Raw genomic sequence first — 25,876 nt, 5'->3', positions numbered from 1 at the left:
CAGATACAAAAAAACGGCCACACTCGCGTGCAGCCGTTCTAGTATTCGATGAAAGTTAAAACTATTTATCTAAAACAGTAATTACTTAACGATCACGTCACCTGACATTTCAGCCGGGATTGCGATACCAGACAGAGAAAGCATCGTTGGTGCAAGGTCAGACAGCTTGCCGCCTTCTTTGAACTCAACGTCTTTGCTACCTACGTAGATAAGTGGCACTGGTAGGTTAGTGTGCGCCGTGTGGATGCCGCCCGTTTCTGGGTTTACCATCATTTCCGCGTTACCGTGGTCAGCAGTGATAAGTAGTTGGCCATCGGCTTCTTTGATTGCTTCAACTACTTTACCCAGACATTCGTCTAAAGACTCTACCGCTTTAACCGCTGCATCGTAAACGCCCGTGTGGCCAACCATGTCACAGTTAGGGAAGTTACACACGATAGCGTCGTATTTGCCGCCTTTGATTGCTGCAACAAGCTTTTCAGTTAGCTCTGGTGCGCTCATTTCTGGCTGTAGATCGTAAGTTGCTACTTTTGGAGAAGCAACAAGCTGACGCTCTTCGCCTTCAAACTCGTCTTCTTTACCGCCGTTGAAGAAGAACGTCACGTGCGCGTATTTCTCTGTTTCAGAGATACGTAGCTGCGTTTTGCCTTCTTTCGATAGCCATTCACCGTAGGTGTTCTCTAGAGAAGCCGGTGGGAATGCACAAAGAAGTGGGATGTCTGCAGCGTATTGAGTCAGCATCACGAAATCGATCGCTGGGAATACGTTACGCTCAAAACCGTCGAAGCTAGGCACAAACGCACGTGTGATTTCACGAGCACGGTCAGCACGGTAGTTCATGAAGATAACCGCATCGCCATCAACGATAGCGGCAGACTCTTCGCCTTCCGCTTTGATTTCAGTCGCTTTCACGAACTCATCGTTTTCGTCACGAGCGTAAGCCGCTTCTAGGCCAGCAACCGCTGTATCAAACGTGAAGTCACCTTTCGCTTGAGTAAGCAGGTCGTAAGATTCTTGAACGCGATCCCAGTTGTTATCACGGTCCATTGCGTAGTAACGACCAATAAGCGAAGCCACACGGCCTTTGCCTAGTTTAGCGAACAACTCTTGGAAACGAGCTAATGTGTTTTCTGCGCTACGTGGCGGTGTATCACGACCGTCTAGGAAAGCGTGTAGGTAGATTTTTTCTGCGCCACGCTCTGCTGCCATTTCAACGGCCGCGTAGATGTGATCTTCATGAGAGTGAACGCCACCTGGAGACATAAGGCCCATGATGTGAACCGCTTTCTCCGCTTTTACTGCTTTATCGATAGCATTCACTAGTGTTTCAGTTTGACCGAATTCACCGTCTGCGATTGATTTAGTGATACGCGTTAAATCTTGATATACCACGCGACCCGCACCGATATTGGTGTGACCCACTTCAGAGTTACCCATTTGGCCATCTGGTAGGCCTACATCTAAGCCAGAAGCCGAGATTAGCGTGTTAGGTTGGTTAGCAATAAGACCGTCTAATACAGGTGTATTAGCGTTCGCGATAGCGTTGTCTTGGTTGTCTTCACGGTAACCGTAACCGTCAAGGATCACTAGAGCCATTGGCTTCTTAGCTGACATAGGACTGACCTCGTTCAATTCAAAATAAATCGGTATAAAAACAAATTAGCGTAATTTTACTACAGTTTACAGTCAAAACTGTAGCGGAAGATCAAGAAACGTCGCAGGTAGGCGGATCGGATGTGAAAAAAAATGTCATTTTGTGTTTATGGCATCTAATTCTGTGTTTAAGTCATCTATGAAGAGTTAGAAATCATCCAAGAAAACACATCGCAGTAATCATTCTTAATTAACACAATTTTACATACTGAAAACCGATGTCACACTCAAAACATGACGAACAAAACATACTCAACTGAGTGTACATATTGATAATTTTAACGTAAGATGCACGCAATTAAAATTCATACAAAACATTGGCTAGAGTTAATCATGTTATTAGAGCTATCATTTGTTGGTTTCTTTTCCTTTTCCTCACTCTTTTTGATGAGAAAAGTGGCAAAATCCATTGGCTTAGTGGATAAACCAAATGAAAGAAAACTGCACAGTGGCGCGATCCCATTGGTGGGAGGGATAGCGATCAGCTTAACCATTAGCCAGTTCATCGTTACCCACCCAGACGTCATCCCGCATAGCCCACTCTTTTTAGCTTCTGTCATTGCGCTGATTATTATCGGGGCGCTTGATGACAAGTTCGACATTAGCTTCAAAATACGACTGGTGGTGCAAGCGATTCTCTCAATCTGCATGATGTATTTCGCCGATATTCGATTAGAAAACATTGGCAACCTATTTGGTACTGGCGACCTGCATTTAGGGTTTCTTAGCCCAGCAGTAACGATACTCGCGGTGATTGGCGCGATTAACGCGTTCAATATGGTCGATGGTATTGATGGCTTATTAGGTGGGCTTGCTATTGTGACCTTTGGCGGTATCGCCATTTTACTTCAAGTCGACAGCCAACACGGCTTAGCGTATTTGTGCGTGGTGTTCATTGTCGCAACCGTTCCTTATATCATGATGAATCTTGGTATTCTTGGGCGAGAGCGTAAAGTCTTTATGGGCGATGCTGGCAGCATGATGATTGGCTTTACCGTGATTTGGTTACTGTTAGGTGCCAGCCAAGACCCATTAGAAACCATGATGCGACCGATTACGGCATTGTGGCTAATTGCGGTGCCGCTGATGGATATGGCCGCAATCATGTTCAGACGTGTACGCCGCGGTGATTCTCCATTCAAACCCGACAGAGAGCATTTACACCACATTTTCCAGCGCCTTGGTTTTACGTCACGACAAACTCTGGCCATCATTTGTTTGATCGCAAGTAGCTTTGCAGGGTTCGGTATCTACGGAGAGTTCCTAGAGATTGCTGAATCGACCATGTTCATCCTGTTTATGATGTGTTTTGCTTCATACACTGTAGCCATGAGCTATGTTTGGCGTATCACAAGCTGGATTAGAAGTTGGCGTAACCTCCCTGAGAAAGTGTATTAATTCTCACTAGAAAGCTAATTTTCGATGTGAAATTTCGTTAGCGTAACAAAAGATTTATCGTGAACAGCAGAAACAAAAATGGCCAAATTCAGAATATGAACTTGGCCATTTTTATGTCTAAAGTATCAATGTTGTAAATCCAACAACTACACCTTTTCAGTTGCAGTTTGATCTATTTCAGCTTTGTTGCCTTTCAAGTAAACATTCTTATAACAGTAGTTTGTCGCTTCGATATAACCATCGACGCTTCCACAGTCAAAACGCTTACCTTTAAACTTATACGCAATCACACAACCCTTTTGGGCTTGCTCTAACAACGCATCCGTAATTTGGATTTCGCCGCCTTTACCCGGTTGAGTGTCTTCCAAAATATCGAAGATGTCTGGGGTTAAGATGTAGCGACCAATGATCGCGAGGTTACTTGGCGCTGTACCTTGCTCAGGCTTTTCAACCATATCGGTAATGCGAATCAGATCATCACTTAAGTGCTCACCGGCAATCACACCGTACTTGTGGGTTTCCGATTCTGGTACTTCTTCCACCGCAACAATAGAGCAGCGGAACTGACGGTACAGCGCGACCATTTGTGCTAGCACGCCTTGGTCATCATTAATGCAAAGGTCATCAGCCAGAACAACCGCAAATGGGTTATCACCCACTAACTCTTTACCGGTTAATATTGCGTGCCCTAGCCCTTTCATTTCACGTTGGCGAATAAACGTATACTGAGCTGAATCAATCAAAGAGCGAATATCATCGAGTAAAGGCTCTTTATTGGTGCCTTGGATTTGGTGCTCAAGCTCATAATTCTTATCAAAGTGATCCATTAATGAGCTTTTGCCACGGCCAGTAACAACGGCCATGCTGGTCATGCCCGCTTGGATCGCCTCGTCAACGCCATATTCAATAAGCGGCTTGTTAACGATGGGCATCATTTCTTTTGGCATGGATTTAGTCGCAGGTAAAAAGCGCGTGCCATAACCGGCTGCGGGGAATAAGCAGTGTTTGATCATTATTTAAATTCTTATGTGTTATTAACTGACGTATATATAAAAATATTGCGGATGAGATTGAGGTGCTCACCCAAAGAAAAATGCCTCAAACCAGTATGGTATGAGGCATTTTAGGTATTAGAGAGTGTTATTAATAAACAGGGGATTACTTAACAAACCGAGTCGTTTTCTATATGGGGACTTTAAAACACCCTATTGGAACTCTACTTGTTGTAGAACTCGCGGTACCACTGAATAAACTCAGCAACACCTTCTTTAACGGTAACTTTTGGCGTGTAACCCGTTGCTGCAAACAAGTCTTGTGTGTCTGCATAAGTTTGGTATACATCACCAGGCTGCATCTCACGAAAGTTTTTCTTCGCTTCAATGCCTAGTTCGTCTTCAATCGCCTTTACAAAATCCATCAAGCTGATTGGCGAACCGTGGCCAATATTATAAACGGCATAAGGCGCAGAACTGGTCGCAGGGGAACCAGTTTCTACCGTCCAATCATTATCACGTGTTGGTACCACATCAGCGATGCGCACCACACCTTCAACAATATCGTTTACGTGAGTGAAATCACGCCACATATCGCCATTATTGTTGATATCAATGATGTCGCCATCCAGAATCTTCTTCGTGAAGATAAACGGTGCCATATCTGGACGGCCCCACGAACCATACACGGTAAAGAAGCGCAGACCTGTAGTTGGAATGTCGTATAAGTGCGAATAGCTGTGCGCCATCAGTTCATTCGACTTCTTGGTCGCGGCATACAATGAAACGGGGTGCTCCACCGAATCGGACGTTGCAAACGGTGTTTTAGCATTCAACCCATAAACAGAACTAGAAGAGGCATACACCAAGTGCTTCACTTTATTGTGACGACAACCTTCAAGAATGTTTAAGTGACCAACAAGGTTGGAATCAGCGTAGGCATGTGGGTTTTCAATGGAATAGCGAACACCCGCTTGTGCGGCCAAGTGAATCACTTGATCAAATTGCTCAGCTTCAAACAAGCTAGCTACGCCATCACGATCGGCGATATCCAAATGAACCAATTTGAAGTCGTCATGCTGGATGCGATTCAAGCGTGCTTCTTTCAAAGCGACATCGTAGTAATCATTTAAGTTATCGACACCGACAACATGATGGCCTTTCGTGGTTAGCTGTTCCACTACCGCGCTGCCGATGAAACCCGCCGCCCCCGTTACCAAATACTTCATTCTTTAATCCCTTAATCTGAACCGAATAGATCGCGCGTGTACACTTTGTCTTTTACATCCGCCAACTCTTGAGCCATGCGGTTTGAGACAATCACATCACAGCCTGACTTAAATTGTTCGAAATCCGTTAATACTAATGAGTGGAAGAACTCTTTCTCTTTCAGCTCTGGTTCAAACACCACCACTTCAATGCCTTTAGCTTTAAGGCGTTTCATAATGCCTTGAATACTCGAAGCACGGAAATTGTCTGAGCCAGACTTCATCACTAATCGGTAAATACCGACGCGTCTTGGGTTTCTTTTAATAATCGAGTCGGCAATAAAATCTTTACGTGTGGTGTTCGAGTCGACAATGGCACCGATAATATTATTTGGCACATCCGAGTAGTTAGCACGCAGTTGCTTGGTATCTTTTGGTAAGCAGTAACCACCGTAACCGAATGAAGGGTTGTTGTAGTGCGAGCCAATGCGAGGGTCTAAACTTACCCCATCGATAATTTGACGCGTATCTAACCCGTGCGACTCAGCATAGGTGTCTAGCTCATTAAAGTAAGCAACACGAAGCGCCAAGTAAGTGTTAGAGAACAGCTTTACCGCTTCGGCTTCGGTTGAATCGGTATAGAGGATTTCAACGTCTTTTTTAACCGCGCCTTCTAACAACAAGTTCGCAAATACTGTCGCGCGCTCAGAGCGTTCACCCACCACAATACGTGATGGATGCAAGTTGTCGTATAAAGCTTTACCTTCACGTAAAAACTCAGGAGAAAACATCAGGTTTTCACATTCAAGTTCCTCTTTGATGCGCGCGGTGTAACCTACAGGCACGGTAGATTTGATCACCATCACTGCATTGGGGTTAATCGCCATCACGTCTTTAATCACCGCTTCAACGGAAGAGGTATTAAAGTAGTTTGTTTCTACGTCATAATCAGTAGGGGTAGCAATAACCACATAATCGGTATTGGAATAAGCCAATTCTTTATCGAGTGTCGCGGTGAAATTTAATGACTTGTTTGCCAAGAAATCTTCAATTTCAGCATCAACAATTGGAGATAATTTATCGTTCAGTAATTTTACTTTCTCTTCGATAATATCGACCGCGATAACGTCATGATGCTGTGACAACAGCATCGCATTTGATAAGCCTACGTAGCCTGTACCGGCAATTGCAATTTTCATTTTAACCAACTTGTTGTTTTTAATACCCAAGGCTGACACCTCAGTACATAATTATTATCAGAAATTAATTCAGCGCGGATTTAACTGCTTCTAGATACTTATTGATGACAATCCTTTCATCAAATTCCTTCTCGACTTTAGTTCGGCTTTCTAAGCCCATCTGTAGACGCTGTTCATGAGATTGGTTAATCATCAATTCAAGTTTATCAATAAGGCTTGATGTACTGCGAGGTTCGCACAAATAACCATTAATGCCGTCATCAACTGTCTCTCGACAACCTACGTTATCGGTAGTCACTATAGGCTTACCCATTGCACACGCTTCGAGTAAAGATTTTGGCACGCCTTCTCGATAAAACGAAGGTAATACCATGCAATCTACTTTAGCGATTTCTTTCTCAACCGAATCAGACGTTCCCAAGTAATTGACAATACCTTCGTCGACCCAAGATTGCATATCTTTTTTCGACACTGCAGACGGGTTATTGACATCAAGGAAACCGAGAAGGCGAAACTCAACCGCATCACCATACTTTGCTTTTAGATCACGAGCTGCTTCAACATAGTGACCGATACCTTTATCGTAAAGCATTCGAGCTATCAACAGAAAGCGCACGACCCCATCGTCTTTACTTGGTGAAACTGAAAAGCGGGATAAATCAGCACCAGAACCGGGCACTCGGCCGGTAATATCTAGAGGCGCAAGTCTATGCTTCGCAAACAGTGCTCTATCATCTTCGTTTTGAAAAAAGATGGTATGCGCTTTGGGTTGGCTGATTTTATAAAGAAAACGAGCTAACTTTGCCGTTAGGTTTTCATTGATAAACACCATACCAAGCCCGGCAATATTATTGATAGACTTAGCACCAAATAGGCTGGCCGCTAATGTACTGTATATATTATTCTTGGGAGTGAAGTTTAAAACAGCAGTTGGTCGAGTTTCTCGATACAATTTCACAAAGCTAAAAAAAGTGCCCATGTCTTTAATAGGATTTGTACCACCTTGATCAATTTCTATATGGTGATACTCAACGCCAAGATCTTGAAGTTTCGCCGAATAGTCATCTTCTGGAGCGATAGCGACCACTCGATAGCCAGCATCAATCAGCGCCAACATTGTATTTTTCCGGAAATTATACAAATACCAGCTAGTATTTGATGTAATAATTATCTTTTTCACAATTCTTCAGTCTCTAGGTTAATTGAAATAATCAATTTAAAATAATACTGGGCAGAAGAAGTATAAGTTTATCTTCCAACATGACATCTTGGCTATTTATAGATATAGCTGTTTAACCCAAAAAAGTTCCTCTTCATATACCATCATGAGATAGAAAAGTATATTAGAGAATAAAACTAGAGACACATAACATCAACTCCTATTTTTTTCACTTTTTATTTTATCGATAAAATAGGAATTAAAAGAGCAAGAAAATAGTTCGTACTTATCACTATTAATCAATTTCCCGATTTTTTCACGTTCCACGTCATTACTAATAAAGTAAATGAATTCATTACAATCATCAAGTAAGTTTTTATCCAAGTGAAATGAATTATGCCTATCTTTAGTATAATTTTTTGTTTCTCCAACAGGTGTGATTACTGGGAGTAAGCCATTTATAATAGACTGATAAACAGAAATGGCCATACCCTCATAAGTACTAGTTTGTAAATAGTAATTATATTTCCTTAAGGTGTCTTCGACTTCAAAAGGATTAACAGACTCATAAAAACTAACATATTGCTCAATTCCTAGATAACGCGCTTCATCAATCAAGTTTTCTAGTTCGCCGTCATCTCGACCGAACAAATCAAATGTGGCTAAAACACCCCGTTCTCTTAACTTAGAAATAAATTCCAATGCCAATTTCAGATTTTTTTGCGTACAATACCTACCTACATAAACAAAAGTAAATTCGTTAGCGCTAAACTCTCTTTTCCCCTTAGAAAATGAGATACACATCGGAAGCACGTTTCCTCTCACCCCTTTACGAATAGTCAAGTTCTCCTTAGCCCAACAAAGAGAAATATCAGAATCACAAAACAAATCATTTGCGAATCTAACGGACAGTTTAGTTACGATTTTATCTACACTGTGTGCAAATCTAGTATTATGGACGAAGTGAATTCTTTCAACACTCCAATTTAATATCTTGTAAAAAATAGAGACTATATGCGACCGCCAAAGTGATGAAACGATGATATCCGGTGATTCTCTCTTTATGGCTTTGTATGAATCAAAAAAACCATTGCATACAACCAATTTTCCATTTGATGCATTTTCAATACTATCAACTAACTGTTGTTCTCCTCCTCTTACAGCCAACAGTGTATATTCAAAGCCATTTACATTCTGTAACAAATTAATTGCGCCGACTTCTACGCCCCCAACTTCCATCCTATTTATAATGTGTAAAACTTTCATCAATCAAACCAGTAATATATTAAAGAGTCGAAACGATAATATGGAATATAACTAGAATATAAACACCATATAGTAAAGGCAGTAAATGATGCAGAAAAACAGACTAAATCACCATATGTGTGTAAAGCCTTGTAATTAATATTATAATTATTTTTCTTAATCCACATCCAGTATAATGTGCTAGCTAGGATGATAAAATAACTTATCCTATCAGCCATTGTAGTAGAAACTAAAGATATGATTATCATCGCTGGAACTGATATATATATAAAAATATTCATTCGTTTATAATTATATAATCTTGGCATCAATAAATTATGCACAAGAAGAAAGAAGCATGGTACTAAAATATAACCAACTCGTAAGTATATTCCAGCATTATCCATATCAGTAGAAAGATATTGTTGAAACTCAACAAAGGTTGCAAGTGCTAACCCAACAATGAAAGTCACAGACAGGGGAATAAGGAAAACCTTTCGAATCTCCGAGAAATAAAGAACTAAAAAAAGCAAACTAGAATAATGAAAACTACTAGCCAAAAGAATAAAAAAAACAAACTTATTTTTATTTCCGTTCAATAAATAGGAAAAAGCATAAATAAAAATACTTAGTGCTACTCCTTGTCTAGTGTAATTAACTCCAGACATAACCAAGTGATAGGGCGCAACAATAGCAAAGAAATAAAATGGGTTAACTCCTATAAGTGACGGAGCGTTTATGGTGAAGTAAATAAATAAAACAGTACAAAGAAAAATGACAAGTGGCATGCCAATATCAGATTGGTACGCTAGAACATTAATGTACTTATAACCGATTTCAATCGTATCAATACGAAAAGGGAATTCCGTCAAGCGTTCATAAACTTTAAAATAATTTGACCAATCAACACCCACTCTGTAACGGAAACCGAAAACTGCGACGAAAAAAACAGAGAATGATATAATAAGAAATTTTCGATATTCTACAGATCGTTCATAAATAATACCGAATATTATTGCTAGAATTATAATGAAAAAATATATTGTCATTTTAAAAATTCTACTGATTTATACAAAAAATATGGGGGTATATATTTAAAAACTGACAACAATCTGAATTTATTTAACCCTTTTAGATGCTTCCAGAATAAATCAAAAATCTCATCGACTTGACCGCCTTTAGATAACAGATCCTTCTTTAATACCATTTTGAAGAAATTAAACATCGCTGCATTATCAAATTCTTGACTCCATTTATTCAAAAAATATTTTGTCGCGGACAAGTTATTTTTAGCACTCATCCTATTATCTAGATCTATATAAATGTTAACATTTGGAATAGCTATATGTTCTATTCTGATTTTTTTGTCATTTAAACTGAATAACAAGTCCCAATCTTGATGCTTGGATAATATACTATCAAAGCTAACGGTTTCTAAAACCTTACTTTTAACAGACACCGTGCTTGTTCTAAAATCACCGTGTTCGTTAAACAAAAAAGAGCTAACTGTTTGGCTGAAGTTTATATTAATACCACCTCGAATGGAGCTACTATTGGAATCTATTGTATTAAATGCCGTGTATATAGCATCGATGTGTTCATCCGATTCGTATGTCTTTAATATCACTTCTGCATGTTTGGGTAGCCATTGATCATCGGAGTCTATAAAAAAAATGATATCAGATTTAGCACGCGACCAACCGATATTTCTTGAATCTGCGGCATTGGACTTTATCTCTTTACTTATAACTTCAATGTGGAGAATCTCAGAGTAACGATCACTAATAAAAATCAGATCATCAAGATCATCTGATTTATCATCAACTATAATTATCTCTGAGGGTAATACACTCTGACTCAATATCGAATCTAGAGTTCTTTTAATATGTCCTGTACTTTGAAAACATGGTATAACTACACTGTAACCAATCATTGCTAATAAATTCCTTTACTACTTACTAACCAAATTATTCAAACTTAATATTTCAGTTACCTGTTCTAAACTTTAAAAAAATACTAAAAATTCATCGCACACATCCTTAATACCCGCTTTAAGTGTCATTTCACTCTTACAGCATGTTTGATCACGTCTGCCTGGCCCTTTTAAAGTTTTCTGTAAACCCCTCTACTCGTTTTTGGCTGGTATCTTCACTAAAAATCGTATCTAACAAGCAGTGCATCTGTTCAAGCAAACAGAATCTAACATTTCTTTAGCAGTTAATTTCTCTGAGCTTATATACTATCTAACCGTAAATCCTGACTCTTTCGCGAACTCTTCTTTTTATAGTAAAGAAACAGCGATACCCATCGTTTCTCTCTGAGCATTCAAGTTCTACATTAGATATTTTAGCCCAAATCTAAAAAAAACGTCAAAACGCCTCATTTTTAATAAAACACCAGATGGAGATACTTAGATTTACAGATCAGTTTTATGAAGTAATTTATGTCTAAATTGGTAGAGATTCTTAGTTCTAAGCCTTACTTTGTTGTAATTATACGTATTAACTCTTTAGTTTTAAATTTTATATTTTCTCTAGACCAATGTTTACGAAGCACCTGCCGGTTAACTGCTAGATCTTTATCAGTTATTTCATAGTGTAGTAAATTAGGGTTTAGTTCTAAGTCTTCGATACTAAATATTACAGCCCCTTCATCTTTAAAAAAATCATAAACCGGATTTTTTTTCCTCAGAAACACTTTGGCCCCTAAATACAACATAATAATAATATTGCCTAACGCCTGTTGCCGTGTATGATTCATTATTACAACCGAGCAAGACGCTAAAATATTTATATAATCTTCAATAGGCATAAAATCCGTTAGAGAGTTAAATCTATCAGTGAATAGCTTTTCACCAATTGCACTAATCGAATTTCTATAATGTAAATCACCATAACTTAATGGACATACCAGATCTCTGTTTTTTATATCTAGTGTAGTTAACAAGTCAAAGGCTTCTAAATGATTATTAGTAAATGATGCACTGTTTCCAATCAATATGTTATTACCAAACACTTTCCGATCTTTAAAACCTCTCAGAAGATCGTCTTCTAATGTTCCATAATTCCAATCTATAAAACCTGGTGCAAATTTAGAGACAGATTGCTTAACTAGTTGATACTCTGAATTTAATACGGGGGAAAAATAATCCATTTTATTAACCGTATTAATTTTTGAAGTAACACCTTTAAATATATTATTAGTCACTTTCAATAAAGGTACTTTTTTCAACTTATTCTTTAAAAAACCAATTTTGTTTAATGACCATTTAAGCTTCCGTGTTTGATTAAGAAGTAATTCATCTGAATCAGAATAAATCAAGTCATAATAGTCATAACCAAAACCAATCCATAGCGTTTTTATACCTGCAGGTACCTTAACATTGTGGTGGGCTAATGAATGAAATACAACAGCTATGACACCCTTAAAGTATATATTAAAATCTTTACGTTCTAACTCTTCTGGACTTAATCTGATGAATTCAGATTTCTTTATATAACGCAATTCCTCTGATTTTGTTATAACTACTAATTTATTACCCCCTGGATTAACTTCCTCAAAAAGCCTGAAAGCAATGTCAATAAATTTCTCATCTGGTGCAATATGTAATATCACTCTTTTCCTCAATATAAATATTATTACTTGACTATCAATACACCTTAATCAAGATGAAACCAATAATTTAACGTATAGAAATCATTCTGTATTAATGTTTGTGTAAATTACTCTGATAAACAGAGTCTCTCACATATCGTGATAGAAACTCTGTGAGATTATATTTTTTGTAGCGAAAATAATTTTCGGAGAAAGATAAACCTTTAATAGTTAACAAATTCCACTAATTCTTATTGAACAATATAAATATAGCCTGAGAAAACAATCAATGATTAACCTGAAGTACTCGTATCAGAGGTCACCAATTAATAATGGCACCAGCCCATGAATACCCAACTCCGAAACCACATAAAAGTACTTTTTCCCCCTTATGTAACAAACCTTCATCAGCGGCTTTTTCTAAACCAAGTGGAATTGTTGAAGAAACAGTGTTTCCATAATCTTCATATGATAAAAGAAACTGCTCTGTCGTGAACTTAGACTTTCTTCTTAGCTTATCAAGCATAAATTTATTTGCTTGATGGAAAATGACTTTATCAATATTTTCTCGTTCGAGATTGGCCTTAGTTAAAATTTCATTTATCACTTGAGGTATTGACTTTAGTGTAAATATAAGAATTTCAGCACCATTCATATAGAGGTTGCAAGGAGCTCGGTGATTAGCACTAGTATCAATAGACTCTAAATATGAAAGCTCTGTAATTGGTGTTTTAGATCCACCGTGTGGGACTATTAAATTAGAAGCACCGCTACCGTCAGAACCAAAAACAAATGAACCAATATTCTCAGACGTACTATAATTGCCTTCAATGAGTGTTGCTGTAGCAGCATCTCCAAAAAGAGTTCTTACACTTTTATCTTTCTTGTTGATGTAGCGAGAATATATTTCAGAGGTTAAAAGCAAAACTTTATTAGATTGCCCGCTTTCAATGAGCCCTTTGGCAAGGCTTAATCCATAAACATAACCAGAGCAACCAAGGTTAAAGTCTAATGCACCGGCTGTAACTGGAATGCCTAACTCATGTTGTATAATGCATGCTGTAGTAGGTAATTGGTAATCAGGGCTTTGAGTACATAAAAGTATATAATCTATTTCTTCAGCTACAATATTTAGCCTATTAAATAGTGCATTGGCAGCTTTCACTGCCATTCCAGAGCAGGTTTCACTATCATCAGCTATTGGTCTATTCTTAATACCTGTTTTTTCGAAAATCTTATCAACACTCCACTCAGGAAACTCTAAAGCAAGATCTTCATTTGTTAATTTATTCTCTGGGATATAAGAAGCAACACCTACAATTTTAGCTCTATTGTGCACTATAGCCTCCATCAACATACAATGTTGTGCCTGTTACCCACCTAGCTAGATCGCTAGCAAGAAATAATGCAGCATTGGCAACATCTTCGGGTGTCCCTAGGCCTAAGGGGTGTTTATCATCAATACGCTTTTTTTGGTCTTCAGTCAGTGTCTTAGAGAATTCAATCGCCATTTCTGTTTCTACATGCCCTGGTGCAATACAATTAACTCGGATATTATTTCTCGCTAATTCTGCAGCAACTGAATTACTTAAGCCTTGTAGTGCTGCCTTAGAGGCAGAGTAAGTTGAGATCGCTGGCTCACCACAAACTGCCGCTACAGAACTTAAGTAAATTAGTGAACTGCCATTTTTGTTAAATCTCGATTTTTTCCGATAAGATTTTGCTATAAACTGTGCTGACTTTACATTTGTGTTAAAAACTTCATCAAAATCAGTTTCCTTAATCGCTTGTAGTGGTAATGTTTTTTGTATACCTGCACAATGCACAACAGCATCGATCTCACCAACAATCCCACAAGTTTCTTTAAACAAGTTTTCTACCGCAGAAGGTTCGGCAATATCACACTCTATCGCAAGATTATTATCCCCAAGAAGTGTATCAATAGTTTGAGCTAATCGGCTTGTATTTCTACCTACAGCAATAATACGAGCACCTTGTATACTAAACACTTGAGCAATAGTCCTACCAATACCCGAAGAAGCACCAGTGATGAGTACCGTTTTGTTTTTTAATATATTATTCGCCATTAACTAGCTCTCTAATTGGTAAAATTAAAGTTTGAGATAAATCGCAGAAAACAGCACCCCATGATAAACCAACGCCAAACCCAACAAATAAGGTTTTTACATATGATTCACTCGATGTAGAACAAAGAGTAACGGGTATTGAAGCACTACTCGTATTACCATATTGGTCAATGCTGATAGGCATCTGTTCCGCTGTGAATTTTGATTTTTTTGATAGATGCTTAAGCATAAAATGATTTGCTTGATGATAAACACAAATATCAACATCTTCAGGTTTTACAGATAATTCTTTTAAAAAGTTATTCACTAATTTAGGCACTCTTTTTAAGGTGAATGCAAACACCTCACCACCGTCCATTTCTAAATGCGAGTAATGTTTTCCTCTCATGTCATTACTATCAGATTCGATCGGTGTTTTAGCAATAATATGTTGAAATCCTGACCCATCACTACCCAAATCAAAATGTAATTGCTCACCGATTTTTTTCTGTAAAAGTGTCGCGGTCCCTGCATCACCAAATAACAGTTCCGTACTTCGATCTCCTGATTGTACAATTTTACTAATAGTGTCACCGACCAACAAAAGTACATTATTGATACCAGAGTTAATCAAGCTAGAGGCAACTTGTAAGCCATAAACATAACCAGAACAACCTAAATTAATATCAAATGATATAGTATTATTTGGTAATCCGAGTTTATGCTGTAAAATACAAGCAGTTGCAGGTAGTTGATAATCAGATGTTTGAGATACAAAAATCAATGCTTGAATATTATTTACAGATAGGCCCGTATTACCTAAGAGGTTAATTGCAGCATCTAGACATAAATCTGAACTAGTTATACCATCATCTGCAATATACCTTTGCTTAACACCAACACTTGAAATAAGCTTACTTGTTTCTTTCTCACCATAAATGGCTGAAAGATCGCTATTGTTTATTTTCTTAGGTGGTACTGTAGCAGCCACCCCAGCAATTGATACATCATTAATGGTGAGCATGAAAAAACCTAGTATTACTTAATTAATTGGATTAAATCAGAAACGCTTTTAACTGAATTAACTTCTGATGGTGATAATACTTGTTCAAATTCAGAATCGATTTCCGAAATAAATGATACTACAGCTAAAGAATCCCAATTATCTTCATCAAGCTCCATTGATAATGATAACTCATCTAACTCCACTTCAATAATTTCTGCAATTATTTCTAATATTTTTTTTTCTTTACTCATACTATATACCTCTATTTTATTTTTTTTGCCGGGTTACCAAATACAGTAACACCTTGCTTTACTTTACTGATAACAACACTACCAGCACCTATTATAGCACTATCACCAACTTTAGTATTTGGAATAACTAAAGCATGTGACCCCATAAAAGCTTTTTTACCTAACGAAACAAAACCAGTTACATCACAGTGACCACTTAGAGTACTAAAATCACCAATAGAAGCATCATGACCAATTGACGAATGTGCATTAATAGTTACACATTTACCAATGATAATATCAGTAGTTAACGTAGCATTAGGACAAATAACAGTACCTTGGCCTAAAGTTACTCTTGTTCCTACTGTCGCTGTTGGGTGGATGTAGCTAAGAAATTCGATGCCTTTTTTTTCATAAAAACTATAAATAATATCTTTTAAACAAGGGTCACTTACAGCCATAATTAGCTTCGAATCATAAGGTAAGTTTTCATTTAATAACGGCCCTACAATACCTTGACTATAATTAAAATCGTTCAAATCACCATCAAAGTCAGTCAAAAAGCCAGCAAACTCATATCCACCATATTTAAGATCTGTGGATTCTAAATAACTATATACTTCTCTTGCAAATCCGCCAGCACCGATTAAAAATAATTTCATAAAATAGCCTTTTGGATACTTGCTGTCACTTGTTTTACATCATTTAAACTAAGATGAGCATGCATAGGTAAGCACAATATACACTCAGACTTATTAAGACTAATTTGAGTCCCAAAGCTATGACAATCAACAAAAACCCTGTCTAAAGACGGTGTAAAATAGTGTCTACTTTGAATATTATCATCATTGAGTTTTTTTGTGACAATGTCTAAATGCTGTCTATTTTTTAGCAAAATAGGCATGTAGGCACCATTAGCATTTGATGCGGGGTGCCATGTAGGAAGTTCCACTATGTTTTTTAGGCCTTGTCGGTAAGCGTGGAACAACTCTGCACGGTGGTCGAGTATGTTGTCAATTTCATCTAAATTAACTAAACCTACTGCTGCTTGATATTCATTCATTTTAGCGTTGATGCCAATATTCCGTATTCCTTCTCCTGTTCGAATACCAAAGTTTATGATCTCTTCAGCTTTTTCATAATTGGCACGATCTTTAAATACGATTGCACCACCTTCTACAGTATGAAAAATTTTAGTTGCATGAAAACTTAAAGTGCTAGCATCGCCGTAGTTCAATACCGATTGACCATTGACATTAACACCAAATGCATGCGCTGCATCATAGATAATTTGAAAATTATTCTTCTCACTTAATTCATCTATAGCGTCTACATCACATGGATTTCCATAAACGTGGGTTGCAAGCAAGGTGTCTGCTTTACAGCCTTTACGATAAGCAGATTCCACTGCGCCTGGGCTAAGGTTTAGGCTCTGTGAATCGATATCAACAAAGGCTACTTCATCTTGTTGCCACTTAAATGCACTTACAGTTGCAACAAAGCTAAAAGGTGTAGCAATGATGGACTTACTGCCAATTGCCCTACCGGCTACTTGTAGTGCAGATGTACCATTATTCATTAACAGAAGGTTTTGCACACCTAAATAGTCTTCTAATCTTTCAGTTAACTCTTTATGCATCGGCCCAAAATTGGTAAACCAACCACTATTATTTACTTGTTCTAATAATTTATAGAGCTTTTTCAAGTTAGGTTTAACAGGGCTATTTAAAGCGATCATAAACTATGACTCCAATAAAAATTTTAAGCCTTAAGCTCTTAATGTATTTTTCAACATGACTACTAACGGACGTTGTAACAGCAACATCAATGCTAGATAGCTAGTTAATGCTACAGCAAGCATGCTGATGATCTGGAATATATTATTATTAATATTAATCCCTAAAAAATACCCCACGGTAGCAGAGACTGCAGCAATTGTACCAATAGGAAGTAGTGCGATTAACTGTTTAGCTACCGTTAAACTAGATAATTTACCTGTATAATAAGTATTAATTAGCAATGCCAGAAATGAAGTAATTACCATTCCAATACACATTGCCTTGATACTGATAGGTACAGTGATAAACAACATGATAGTTAGATTGATTTTTTTAATTATCTCTAATTTTAAAAAAAGATCTGATCGTCCTTTCACTTGCAACATATTTAGATTGATTGCATGGATAGGGTACAGCGCAAATGCAATACTAATAATGCTAATGTACTCAGCACTTCCTTTCCACTCTTGCCCTAAAAGGACATCTATTAATGGAACTGCAATGATGCTAATTCCAAGCATGACCGGAAAAATAATAAATGCTGCAAACTGTAATGTTACGAGATAAGATTTATCTAGCCTCTTTGTATCATTCTGCATATTACTTAATAGCGGATAAGTGACTTTTTGAATGATTCCAGTCAGTGTCATTGCAGGGAGGCTTGATAGTTTATCAGCTTGGTTGAATAGCCCTAGTTGTGTCGCACTAAATTGCTTACCGATAATTAAGCCGTAAATATTTTTGTATATCGTATCCAGTAGTCCAGACAAAAGTAGTTTAGAACCAAATCCAAACAATTCCTGAAAAGAAGCCTTTGAAAACGTATTCTTTGGCCACCATGGAACAGATAAATTAAGCATTAAAACGTTAACGAGTGCTAAGGTTAATTGATGTACTACTAATGCCCATACGCCATAACCATTAAACGCTAGCCATAACGCTAACGATCCACTTATCACAAGAGAAAATAAGTTGCATTTAGCTTGCGTCTTAAAATCTAAGTTAACACTTAATTTTACTCTTGAGATTATCGAAAAAGTATTGATAACAATTACCAATGCAATAACTTTAGTTAATAGTTCTAATTGTGGCTGCTGATAAAACTCAGCAATATATGTAGCTAAGAAATACAGAATAAAATAACAGACTATCGAAACAGCTAAACTAAAATAAAAAGTAGTGGCATAATCTGTTTCACTTCTATCTAGTTTTCGAATTAAAGCCTGACTAAATCCACCGTTTACAAACACATTAGCAATAGCAGTAAATATCGTTAACATAGCCACCAGACCGAAAACACTTGGTCCAAGAATATTGCCCAAGGTTAAGTTAATAACTAAACCTATGGCTTGCGTACCTAAACTATCAAATGCACTCCAAATAAAACCACTTTTTATTTTCTTTTTGTCGTGCATCAGTTCTTCATACTAATTAATTGGCTTAAATATTTACCATATTCATTCTTCAGCATTGGTTTAGCAATAGCTAAGATTTCATTGCTGGTTAGCCATTTATTACGCCATGCAATCTCTTCTAGACAGGCTATTTTCAAGCCTTGTATATGCTGTACTGTTTGTACAAAATTTGAGGCTTCATGCAAACTTTCGTGAGTTCCTGTATCTAACCAAGCGAAACCTCGCCCCAGTAGCTCTACGTGTAAGCTTCCTTCATCTAGATACATCTGGTTAATACTGGTGATCTCTAGCTCTCCACGATGTGAAGGTCTAACATTTTTGGCTTTTTCAACCACCGTATTATCATAAAAATAAAGACCCGTGACAGCGAAATTGGATTTTGGGCTCTCTGGTTTTTCTTCAATTGTTATCGCTCTTTGTTGTTTATCAAACTCGACAACACCAAAGCGCTCAGGATCTTTGACATGATAACCAAATACTGTTGCGCCACTTTCACGGTTATTGGCGTTCGCTAGGATTTCAGGAAAGCCCTGACCATAAAAAATATTATCACCAAGCACGAGGCAAACTGAGCTATCACCAATAAACTCCTCCCCAATCAGAAAGGCTTGTGCTAAACCATCTGGGCTCGGTTGAATTGCATATTCAAGTTTGATACCAAAATCAGAGCCATCACCTAAAATTCGCTTAAAGCCTTGCTGGTCTTCAGGGGTTGTGATGATTAATATTTCTTTAATTCCCGCTAACATTAGGGTCGATATTGGATAATAAACCATAGGTTTATCGTATAAAGGTAACAATTGTTTGGATACCCCGCGAGTTAATGGGTACAGGCGTGTACCTGAACCACCCGCTAATACAATCCCTTTCATTATATACTACCTCCCTTTGTCTCAATTTTTTCTACACCTAAACGCTCTCGCTGATAGCTACCATCTTGTACATTTTGACACCATACCAAGTTGTCTAAATACCACTGTACCGTCTTACGCAGCCCGGTTTCAAACGTTTCCTTAGGAACCCAATCCAGCTCACGCTGCATTTTTGTTGAGTCAATGGCGTAGCGGCGGTCATGACCAGGGCGGTCTAGAACATACGAAATCTGTTCTGCATATGCTGATTCTTTCGGTACTAACGCATCTAGGATGTCACAAATCATGTTCACGACTTCGAGGTTTTTTTTCTCGTTGTGGCCTCCGATATTATAGGTCTCGCCTACTTTACCTTCCGTCACGACTTTGTAGAGCGCTCTCGCATGATCTTCAACAAACAACCAGTCACGAATCTGGTCACCTTTACCGTAGATAGGAAGATCTTTACCTTCCAGTGCATTTAAGATTACTAATGGGATTAGCTTTTCAGGAAAGTGATAAGGCCCATAGTTGTTCGAACAGTTGGTTACGATAGTGGGAAGGCCATAAGTGCGTAACCATGCTCGGACAAGGTGATCACTCGATGCTTTTGACGCTGAGTATGGGCTTGATGGCTCATACGATGTTGTCTCTAAAAACATTGGCAACTTTTCCTTGTCTGAAAGCTCCACCCCCCCCCCTGCATCATCAGGATGTGGTAGATCACCGTAAACTTCATCCGTAGAAATATGATGGAAACGAAATACTTCTTTCGTATTATCATCTAAAGAATTCCAGTATTCACGGGCTGCCTCCAACAAGGTATAGGTACCGATAATATTAGTCTCAATGAATGCTGCAGGTCCTGTGATAGAACGATCAACATGTGATTCCGCCGCTAAATGCATAATTGCATCAGGTTTGTGCTGAAAAAATACACGACCAAGCTCAGAGCGATTACATATATCCACTCTTTCAAATGAATAACGTTCGCTTGAATCAACTTCAACTAGCGATTCCAAGTTACCAGCATAAGTAAGTTTATCAACGTTAACAACGCTGTCAGAAGTATTATTGATAATGTGACGAATGACTGCTGAGCCTATAAAGCCAGCACCGCCAGTGACGAGGATTTTCATAGTTTTCTCTTGTCTTATTTTCGACCAAATTCACGAGCGTGAAAATGTATTAAATTTCTCTGTTCTAGAGCTTCAAGCATGAAGAAAGGATTGAGGCATTTTTGATTAAAATCAATACATATTTTTGGGGTTATTCCTTATAAAATATAACTCTACTTACTTTGTACAAATCATCCTAACGAGTCGCAAAATTGGCCTAATATAACTTTGAGGACCAGTACTCATCGGCCTCAATGCACGCTACCGCCCTTAGGTTTCACTCCTAAAGGCAATAGGCTTAATACAGTTCAAAGTATCGGTGTATTCTAGCAAAGTAGGTGTACAGTAACCAGTTTGAAATATGCCCCATCTAATGAAGCTCTGACCACTCATTTACCACACGAAAACTTTACTTTGTAAGTATGGCTCTCTACTTTCCGCATTCAGCCAACAATATTGCAGAGTGATTATGCAATCTAGAATAATCGATATTTGTTACGAGTGACTCACTAACTCTTTAATCTTCTAGCAACTTGTTAACTCGGATCCCGTACATGCTTTATTTTTTGTCACTCGAATAAGCATAGTTGTAATAGCCGTAGCCATACGAGCTTGATGCTTTCTTCTCGATGGCGTTGAAGATAACGCCTTTCACTTCGATGCCTGATTGTTCGAAACGGTTACGAGCAACATCTATCTCTTTAATGGTGTTTTGACCGTAACGCGCGACCATTAATGTGGTGCCTGCGAAGGCGCCGACAATGCTTGGGTCGGTTACTGCCAGTACGGGTGGGGTATCGACAATCACTAGGTCATACTCTTTTGATACCCACTCCATTAGCTCTGCAAAGCGCGGGTGCATCAGCAACTCAGATGGGTTGGGTGGTACTTGACCGCGAGTAATAATATGTAGGTTTTCTACTGGGGTAGTTTTAATGGATTGAGCAAACTCTTGCTTACTGCTTAATACATCAGAAAGGCCGTTGTCCCATTTCACACCGAAGCTTTGTTGTAGGTAGCCTTTACGCATATCCGCATCAATCAATAGCACCTTTTGGCCTGTTTTTGCGGCTACTGCAGCAAAGTTGGTCGAGATGAATGACTTACCAATGCCTGGCGCAGGGCCAGAAATCATCAAGATATTGTTTTTCGCTTCTAGCATTGCAAAGTGCAAGCTGGTGCGAAGGCCACGCAGTGCTTCAACCGAAAGGTCCGCAGGGTTCGATTCAGCAAGCAGTGCTTGAACGCCTTTTGTTTGTGCTTTCTTCGATTTAAAGCGGTTGGTTAGCTCAATTTGTAAATCAGACTTTGGTACCGCTGCGTAAACCGGAAGGCCGATTTGTTCAATTTGATCTGGGCTTTCCACACCACGGTGGAATGCCGCTTTCGCTAATACAAATGCGACACTTAGCATGCCACCCAGTAGCGTTGCTAATACAACAATCAGCGGCTTCTTAGGTTTTACAGCGCGAGCATAGGCTTGAGCGTCATCTAAGATACGAACATTACCGACAGTACCGGCTTTGATGATGCTCAGCTCTTGAACCTTGTTTAATAGCTGAATGTAGATTTGTTGGTTTACTTCAACATCACGTGTCATACGCAGTACTTCACGTTGTGTTTTAGGTAGCTTTTGTACTTGCTTATTTAGGCGTTCTTTCTCGCCTAGTAATGTCTTACGTTTATCAAGCAGTGCTTTGTATGCTGGGTGATCTTTAGTGAAGCGCTGGCTGATTTCACTCTCTTTAAATGTTAGTTCATTCAATTGCGCTTCAAGCTCTACCATTACCTTCAAGGTTGATTGCGCTTCTAAACCCAAATCGATCGATTCGTTCTTTTGACGGTAATTGTTTAGTACGTCTTCATAGCCAGTTAGCTCAGATTTGATGCCCGGAAGGTGGCTCTCTAAAAACTCTAGGCTCTTTTCTGCTTCTGCTGAGTTACGCTTCACGTTTTGTAAGAAGTAAATTTGACTAATGTGGTTAAGAAGCTCAGAAATCTGCTGCTTGTTTTCACCTTCAAAGCTCAGCTTCAAAATACCGGTTTGCTTGCCTTGCTCAGAAAGAGACAAAGAAGATTTCAACCATTCGATCGCTTGTAATCGGCTACGTTGACCAATCGAGAATTCAAAACCGTTATGCGATTCAAAACCGGCCACAAACATGCTGTAGTCATCAGAAGTTGCTAGCTCACCCACTTTGCCTTGCAGGATAACGCGCTCATCGTCACGAACCAGTTGGTAAGTGCCTTGTTCGGCATCAACGATCTGAATCGTGTGAGCATATTCGCTCGCATAGCTTGGCAAGGTAAAACGGCTCACCACAATGTGGTTGATGTCACCGGTTAAACGAGCAAAGCCCTTACCTACGATTGGCGTATAGTTTGGTGATGTCACAGTAGTGAGGTTAAACTTATCGACCGTTTCACCCAAGATCATACGTGATTTGATGATCTCCACTTCTGTCGTCGCAGAAGATTCTTGAGAGAACATATCCCCCATGTCACCAACCATTGATGAGATACCGCCAGAACTCTTCTCTTCAATTTGAATCAGCGCATCGGCTTTGTATATTGGTGTTGAAAGCAGAGCAAACGCAATACCAAACACAGTAAAAGCGAATGTGGTCATTATAATCAACCATTTTGAATCTAATAATATACCGAGCAATTTTCCTAAATCTATCACATCGGGGTTATCAGATTGTGAGGCTTGAGATGGTTGAGTTGTCATCAGATTGCTACTTCCTAAACTAGTATTTTGAAGAGAAGTTAAATACGGTTGTATGATTCTGTTAATCGCTATGTGTCATAGCTTAACTGAATATTTTTCTATAGATTAACTACAGCTTTTTCGCCCAAGCTTGCGCTGCTTCGTCAATCAACTTATAAGCATATTCAAACGCTTCACGGCTTTGACGGTGCGGATCGGGAATATCTTTTTGGCCAATCCACTGACCAAACAACATGGTTTTACCACGCGCTTCAGGTGATATTTGAGTGAGTGCCTCCATATGGCCCTTCTCCATCACCAATATCAAGTCATACTGCGCACAAAGCTGTGGCGTGACTTGCTGAGACTGATGATTTTTAACATCGACCCCATTTTCAGCGGCAATTAAAATTGCAGTATCGTCTGCAGGCATACCAATTAAACGGCTTTTCTCGGCCGCAATACCGGCAGAGGCCACTTCTTTGTTGGGCAGCAAGTTTTGTAAAACTCGCTCTCCAGTCGGGGAACGACAAATATTGCCCACGCATACGACTAAAATTTTATTAAACATAATGCTCTCTAATTGTATTGGGCTCATAAGCATAAAAAATCAGGTTACACGCCAAATGCAACCTGATGATTAATATTCATTTATTACCAATTACGAACGCGCAACATACCTTCGGTTAGGTCGTTGAAGCCTGAAATGGTTGGTACAAGCTGACCAATTACACGGTTCCAACGGCTGATTGGTGCTGCCGTAACGTAAACAATGTCGTAAGGCTTTAGATCAAATTCGGTACCAATCACTAAAGCTGATGCATCTTCCATATTCAGTTGGTAGATGTCTGCCATCCGTTCTGATTTATCATCAGAAGTTCGGATCACAAACACACCCGTTGCATCTGCAGTCAGCTGGTTAATACCACCTACGTTGCTGAGTGCTTCGGTTATGCTCATCCCAACGCGATCAATCTTGAGTAGTTGAGGATCGTTCACCTCACCCATCACGAACACTTTCTGATTGTCGTTACGAGGTACGTGAACAATATCACCCGCTTGCAGTAAGCGGTTTTGGGTTAGGTCACCACGCTGCATCAAACCATAAAGCGAAAGGTTTTCTTCCACGCCATTGCGGGTTAATGAAACATTACGCCAATCGGCATCTTCAGACAAACCGCCAGAGCGGTTCACAGCATCCAGTAATGTTAATGGGATATTGGTGATTGGCTGTTGGCCAGGGTTAGACACTTCGCCAGTAATGTAGGTTTTCTTAGAACGGAAAGCCGCTACGTTCACATCGACTTGAGGGCTTTCGATGTATTTCGCCAAACGTGCTGCTATATCAGAACGAATTTCACGAACGGTTTTTCCTGCGACTTCTACGGTACCAATGTAAGGGTAGAAGATGGTGCCGTCTGCATGAACCCAGTTACCCGCTTCGGTGCTACTACGGTAAGAGCCCGCAGGAATCGTCAGTTCAGGGTGATCCCAGATTGTGATATTTAAGATATCACCGACGCCAACTTTGTATTCATACTTTGCGATGTCTACATCCAGTTCTGGGTTAGCTTGTGACACCGACAATGTACCCATTTGGTAAGTCGATACTAGCTGCGCCGTCAGCGGATACACATTCACCACTTCAGAAATATCAGACTCTTGCTGTTCCTCAGAAGGCTGAATCACATTCTTACCACCTGTAGACAGGTGAGTACCTGGAGTCGTACATCCTACAAGCAATGCAGGTATAAGCGCGAAAAGGAGACGAGTTTTATTGATCTTCATGTTAACCAAGTAATAGAAATGGAATGTGTTGTGATACCCAAAAGGACACCCAAAGGAAGTTAAGCGCGTAATTTTATCAGCTAAGCGGCTTTAAATAACGCTGACGTGGAAAAATAATAAGATCTAACTCTCATTTATCATCGAAAAATTAGGACGCTACCGCCCCTTGATAGTCCGCGACACCACACTGCGTAAGTTAATATCCCCCTTTATTGAATAACCAAATTCAGTTAGGAGTTTTGTATCCCAAAACGCAGCAAAAACGATGTTTGCATCCGGTCATTTTAATCCGTAAACATTATCCACAAATTGTGTTTATTATCAACCTAGTTGAATGGTTTTAAGTGTATTGAGAGCAGTATCGAGATGCGGGTAAGCGAGTATCGAAGAGCTAAGAGCAAGAGCAAGAGCAAGAGCAAGAGCAAAAAAAGAGCCAACACATGAGTGAACTGACCCCCAATAGTTG

Annotated in this window: 22 protein-coding genes; 1 reads left to right on the top strand and 21 read right to left on the bottom strand. The window is 39.0% G+C overall.

What is annotated here, in order from left to right:
• Positions 1-81: 81 nt before the first annotated feature.
• On the bottom strand, positions 82-1,614 hold the full coding sequence (gene gpmM / locus FTW16_RS03165) for a 2,3-bisphosphoglycerate-independent phosphoglycerate mutase (protein WP_146490028.1): 1,533 nt from the start codon (positions 1,612-1,614) through the stop codon (positions 82-84).
• A gap of 372 nt (positions 1,615-1,986) precedes the next feature.
• Between gpmM and wecA the strand changes: the two genes are divergently transcribed.
• On the top strand, positions 1,987-3,051 hold the full coding sequence (gene wecA, locus FTW16_RS03160) for a UDP-N-acetylglucosamine--undecaprenyl-phosphate N-acetylglucosaminephosphotransferase (RefSeq protein ID WP_146490027.1): 1,065 nt from the start codon (positions 1,987-1,989) through the stop codon (positions 3,049-3,051).
• A 146-nt stretch (positions 3,052-3,197) separates the two neighbouring features.
• Here wecA and galU read toward each other — a convergent pair whose 3' ends face one another.
• The 20 genes from galU to FTW16_RS03060 all read right to left on the bottom strand — a co-directional run bounded on the left by galU (position 3,198) and on the right by FTW16_RS03060 (position 25,410).
• Entirely contained in the window at positions 3,198-4,064 is an 867-nt protein-coding gene (gene galU / locus FTW16_RS03155; RefSeq protein ID WP_146490026.1) for a UTP--glucose-1-phosphate uridylyltransferase GalU, read from the bottom strand.
• A 203-nt stretch (positions 4,065-4,267) separates the two neighbouring features.
• Positions 4,268-5,272 (bottom strand): NAD-dependent epimerase, encoded by a 1,005-nt coding sequence (locus tag FTW16_RS03150; RefSeq protein WP_146490025.1) that lies wholly within the window; start codon positions 5,270-5,272, stop codon positions 4,268-4,270.
• Between the two features lie 11 nt (positions 5,273-5,283).
• Positions 5,284-6,450: a nucleotide sugar dehydrogenase gene (locus FTW16_RS03145; protein ID WP_146490024.1), complete on the bottom strand. Its 1,167-nt coding sequence runs from the start codon at positions 6,448-6,450 to the stop codon at positions 5,284-5,286.
• A gap of 64 nt (positions 6,451-6,514) precedes the next feature.
• Positions 6,515-7,630: a glycosyltransferase family 4 protein gene (locus tag FTW16_RS03140; RefSeq protein WP_146490023.1), complete on the bottom strand. Its 1,116-nt coding sequence runs from the start codon at positions 7,628-7,630 to the stop codon at positions 6,515-6,517.
• Between the two features lie 192 nt (positions 7,631-7,822).
• Positions 7,823-8,875 carry a glycosyltransferase family 4 protein gene (locus FTW16_RS03135; protein WP_146490022.1) on the bottom strand — a complete coding sequence of 351 codons (1,053 nt, stop codon included), beginning with the start codon at positions 8,873-8,875 and terminating at the stop codon, positions 7,823-7,825.
• Positions 8,875-9,903 carry an EpsG family protein gene (locus FTW16_RS03130; protein WP_146490021.1) on the bottom strand — a complete coding sequence of 343 codons (1,029 nt, stop codon included), beginning with the start codon at positions 9,901-9,903 and terminating at the stop codon, positions 8,875-8,877. The genes FTW16_RS03135 and FTW16_RS03130 overlap by 1 nt, the downstream gene beginning before the upstream one ends.
• Positions 9,900-10,787, bottom strand: coding sequence for a glycosyltransferase family 2 protein (locus tag FTW16_RS03125; protein WP_146490020.1), 888 nt, complete (start codon positions 10,785-10,787; stop codon positions 9,900-9,902). The genes FTW16_RS03130 and FTW16_RS03125 overlap by 4 nt, the downstream gene beginning before the upstream one ends.
• A gap of 545 nt (positions 10,788-11,332) precedes the next feature.
• On the bottom strand, positions 11,333-12,469 hold the full coding sequence (locus FTW16_RS03120) for a TDP-N-acetylfucosamine:lipid II N-acetylfucosaminyltransferase (RefSeq protein WP_146490019.1): 1,137 nt from the start codon (positions 12,467-12,469) through the stop codon (positions 11,333-11,335).
• Between the two features lie 298 nt (positions 12,470-12,767).
• Positions 12,768-13,787, bottom strand: coding sequence for a 3-oxoacyl-ACP synthase III family protein (locus FTW16_RS03115; protein ID WP_261383405.1), 1,020 nt, complete (start codon positions 13,785-13,787; stop codon positions 12,768-12,770).
• Positions 13,777-14,535, bottom strand: a complete 759-nt coding sequence (locus FTW16_RS03110) for an SDR family NAD(P)-dependent oxidoreductase (RefSeq protein ID WP_146490018.1) — start codon at positions 14,533-14,535, stop codon at positions 13,777-13,779. Before FTW16_RS03110 ends, FTW16_RS03115 begins: the two co-directional genes overlap by 11 nt.
• Positions 14,525-15,538 (bottom strand): ketoacyl-ACP synthase III, encoded by a 1,014-nt coding sequence (locus FTW16_RS03105; RefSeq protein ID WP_146490017.1) that lies wholly within the window; start codon positions 15,536-15,538, stop codon positions 14,525-14,527. Before FTW16_RS03105 ends, FTW16_RS03110 begins: the two co-directional genes overlap by 11 nt.
• Before the next feature lie 14 nt (positions 15,539-15,552).
• Complete coding sequence (locus FTW16_RS03100) at positions 15,553-15,771, bottom strand: phosphopantetheine-binding protein (protein WP_146490016.1); 219 nt, start codon at positions 15,769-15,771, stop codon at positions 15,553-15,555.
• Positions 15,772-15,782: 11 nt separating this feature from the next.
• Positions 15,783-16,412, bottom strand: coding sequence for an acetyltransferase (locus FTW16_RS03095; RefSeq protein ID WP_146490015.1), 630 nt, complete (start codon positions 16,410-16,412; stop codon positions 15,783-15,785).
• A complete protein-coding gene (locus FTW16_RS03090) occupies positions 16,409-17,488 on the bottom strand; it encodes a DegT/DnrJ/EryC1/StrS family aminotransferase (protein ID WP_146490014.1) in 1,080 nt (359 codons plus the stop codon). The genes FTW16_RS03095 and FTW16_RS03090 overlap by 4 nt, the downstream gene beginning before the upstream one ends.
• A 30-nt stretch (positions 17,489-17,518) precedes the next feature.
• A complete protein-coding gene (locus tag FTW16_RS03085; RefSeq protein WP_261383404.1) occupies positions 17,519-18,943 on the bottom strand; it encodes a lipopolysaccharide biosynthesis protein in 1,425 nt (474 codons plus the stop codon).
• Complete coding sequence (gene rfbA, locus FTW16_RS03080; RefSeq protein ID WP_146490012.1) at positions 18,943-19,815, bottom strand: glucose-1-phosphate thymidylyltransferase RfbA; 873 nt, start codon at positions 19,813-19,815, stop codon at positions 18,943-18,945. Before rfbA ends, FTW16_RS03085 begins: the two co-directional genes overlap by 1 nt.
• Positions 19,815-20,933 carry a dTDP-glucose 4,6-dehydratase gene (gene rfbB / locus FTW16_RS03075; protein ID WP_146490011.1) on the bottom strand — a complete coding sequence of 373 codons (1,119 nt, stop codon included), beginning with the start codon at positions 20,931-20,933 and terminating at the stop codon, positions 19,815-19,817. The genes rfbA and rfbB overlap by 1 nt, the downstream gene beginning before the upstream one ends.
• 538 nt (positions 20,934-21,471) lie before the next feature.
• Positions 21,472-23,643: a polysaccharide biosynthesis tyrosine autokinase gene (locus FTW16_RS03070; protein WP_146490010.1), complete on the bottom strand. Its 2,172-nt coding sequence runs from the start codon at positions 23,641-23,643 to the stop codon at positions 21,472-21,474.
• A 109-nt stretch (positions 23,644-23,752) separates the two neighbouring features.
• On the bottom strand, positions 23,753-24,193 hold the full coding sequence (locus FTW16_RS03065; protein WP_146490009.1) for a low molecular weight protein-tyrosine-phosphatase: 441 nt from the start codon (positions 24,191-24,193) through the stop codon (positions 23,753-23,755).
• An 83-nt stretch (positions 24,194-24,276) separates the two neighbouring features.
• Positions 24,277-25,410, bottom strand: coding sequence for a polysaccharide export protein (locus FTW16_RS03060; RefSeq protein WP_146490008.1), 1,134 nt, complete (start codon positions 25,408-25,410; stop codon positions 24,277-24,279).
• Between the last annotated feature and the right edge of the window lie 466 nt (positions 25,411-25,876).

The organism is Vibrio sp. T20 (genome assembly GCF_007858795.1).
GTDB lineage: Bacteria > Pseudomonadota > Gammaproteobacteria > Enterobacterales > Vibrionaceae > Vibrio > Vibrio satsumensis.
Note: the sequence above shows the minus strand (reverse complement) of the source record. Positions and strands in the feature narration are given on the sequence as shown.

Excerpts from the sequence above, each read along its gene's own strand:
- wecA (WP_146490027.1), top strand. The coding sequence starts at position 1,987 with ATGTTATTAGAGCTATCATTTGTTGGTTTCTTTTCCTTTTCCTCACTC.
- FTW16_RS03135 (WP_146490022.1), bottom strand. The coding sequence starts at position 8,875 with ATGAAAGTTTTACACATTATAAATAGGATGGAAGTTGGGGGCGTAGAA.
- FTW16_RS03070 (WP_146490010.1), bottom strand. The coding sequence starts at position 23,643 with ATGACAACTCAACCATCTCAAGCCTCACAATCTGATAACCCCGATGTG.
- FTW16_RS03145 (WP_146490024.1), bottom strand. The coding sequence starts at position 6,450 with ATGAAAATTGCAATTGCCGGTACAGGCTACGTAGGCTTATCAAATGCG.
- rfbA (WP_146490012.1), bottom strand. The coding sequence starts at position 19,815 with ATGAAAGGGATTGTATTAGCGGGTGGTTCAGGTACACGCCTGTACCCA.
- FTW16_RS03130 (WP_146490021.1), bottom strand. The coding sequence starts at position 9,903 with ATGACAATATATTTTTTCATTATAATTCTAGCAATAATATTCGGTATT.
- FTW16_RS03100 (WP_146490016.1), bottom strand. The coding sequence starts at position 15,771 with ATGAGTAAAGAAAAAAAAATATTAGAAATAATTGCAGAAATTATTGAA.
- FTW16_RS03110 (WP_146490018.1), bottom strand. The coding sequence starts at position 14,535 with ATGGCGAATAATATATTAAAAAACAAAACGGTACTCATCACTGGTGCT.
- FTW16_RS03090 (WP_146490014.1), bottom strand. The coding sequence starts at position 17,488 with ATGATCGCTTTAAATAGCCCTGTTAAACCTAACTTGAAAAAGCTCTAT.
- gpmM (WP_146490028.1), bottom strand. The coding sequence starts at position 1,614 with ATGTCAGCTAAGAAGCCAATGGCTCTAGTGATCCTTGACGGTTACGGT.
- FTW16_RS03105 (WP_146490017.1), bottom strand. The coding sequence starts at position 15,538 with ATGCTCACCATTAATGATGTATCAATTGCTGGGGTGGCTGCTACAGTA.
- rfbB (WP_146490011.1), bottom strand. The coding sequence starts at position 20,933 with ATGAAAATCCTCGTCACTGGCGGTGCTGGCTTTATAGGCTCAGCAGTC.
- FTW16_RS03085 (WP_261383404.1), bottom strand. The coding sequence starts at position 18,943 with ATGCACGACAAAAAGAAAATAAAAAGTGGTTTTATTTGGAGTGCATTT.
- FTW16_RS03125 (WP_146490020.1), bottom strand. The coding sequence starts at position 10,787 with ATGATTGGTTACAGTGTAGTTATACCATGTTTTCAAAGTACAGGACAT.
- FTW16_RS03060 (WP_146490008.1), bottom strand. The coding sequence starts at position 25,410 with ATGAAGATCAATAAAACTCGTCTCCTTTTCGCGCTTATACCTGCATTG.
- FTW16_RS03095 (WP_146490015.1), bottom strand. The coding sequence starts at position 16,412 with ATGAAATTATTTTTAATCGGTGCTGGCGGATTTGCAAGAGAAGTATAT.
- FTW16_RS03065 (WP_146490009.1), bottom strand. The coding sequence starts at position 24,193 with ATGTTTAATAAAATTTTAGTCGTATGCGTGGGCAATATTTGTCGTTCC.
- FTW16_RS03150 (WP_146490025.1), bottom strand. The coding sequence starts at position 5,272 with ATGAAGTATTTGGTAACGGGGGCGGCGGGTTTCATCGGCAGCGCGGTA.
- galU (WP_146490026.1), bottom strand. The coding sequence starts at position 4,064 with ATGATCAAACACTGCTTATTCCCCGCAGCCGGTTATGGCACGCGCTTT.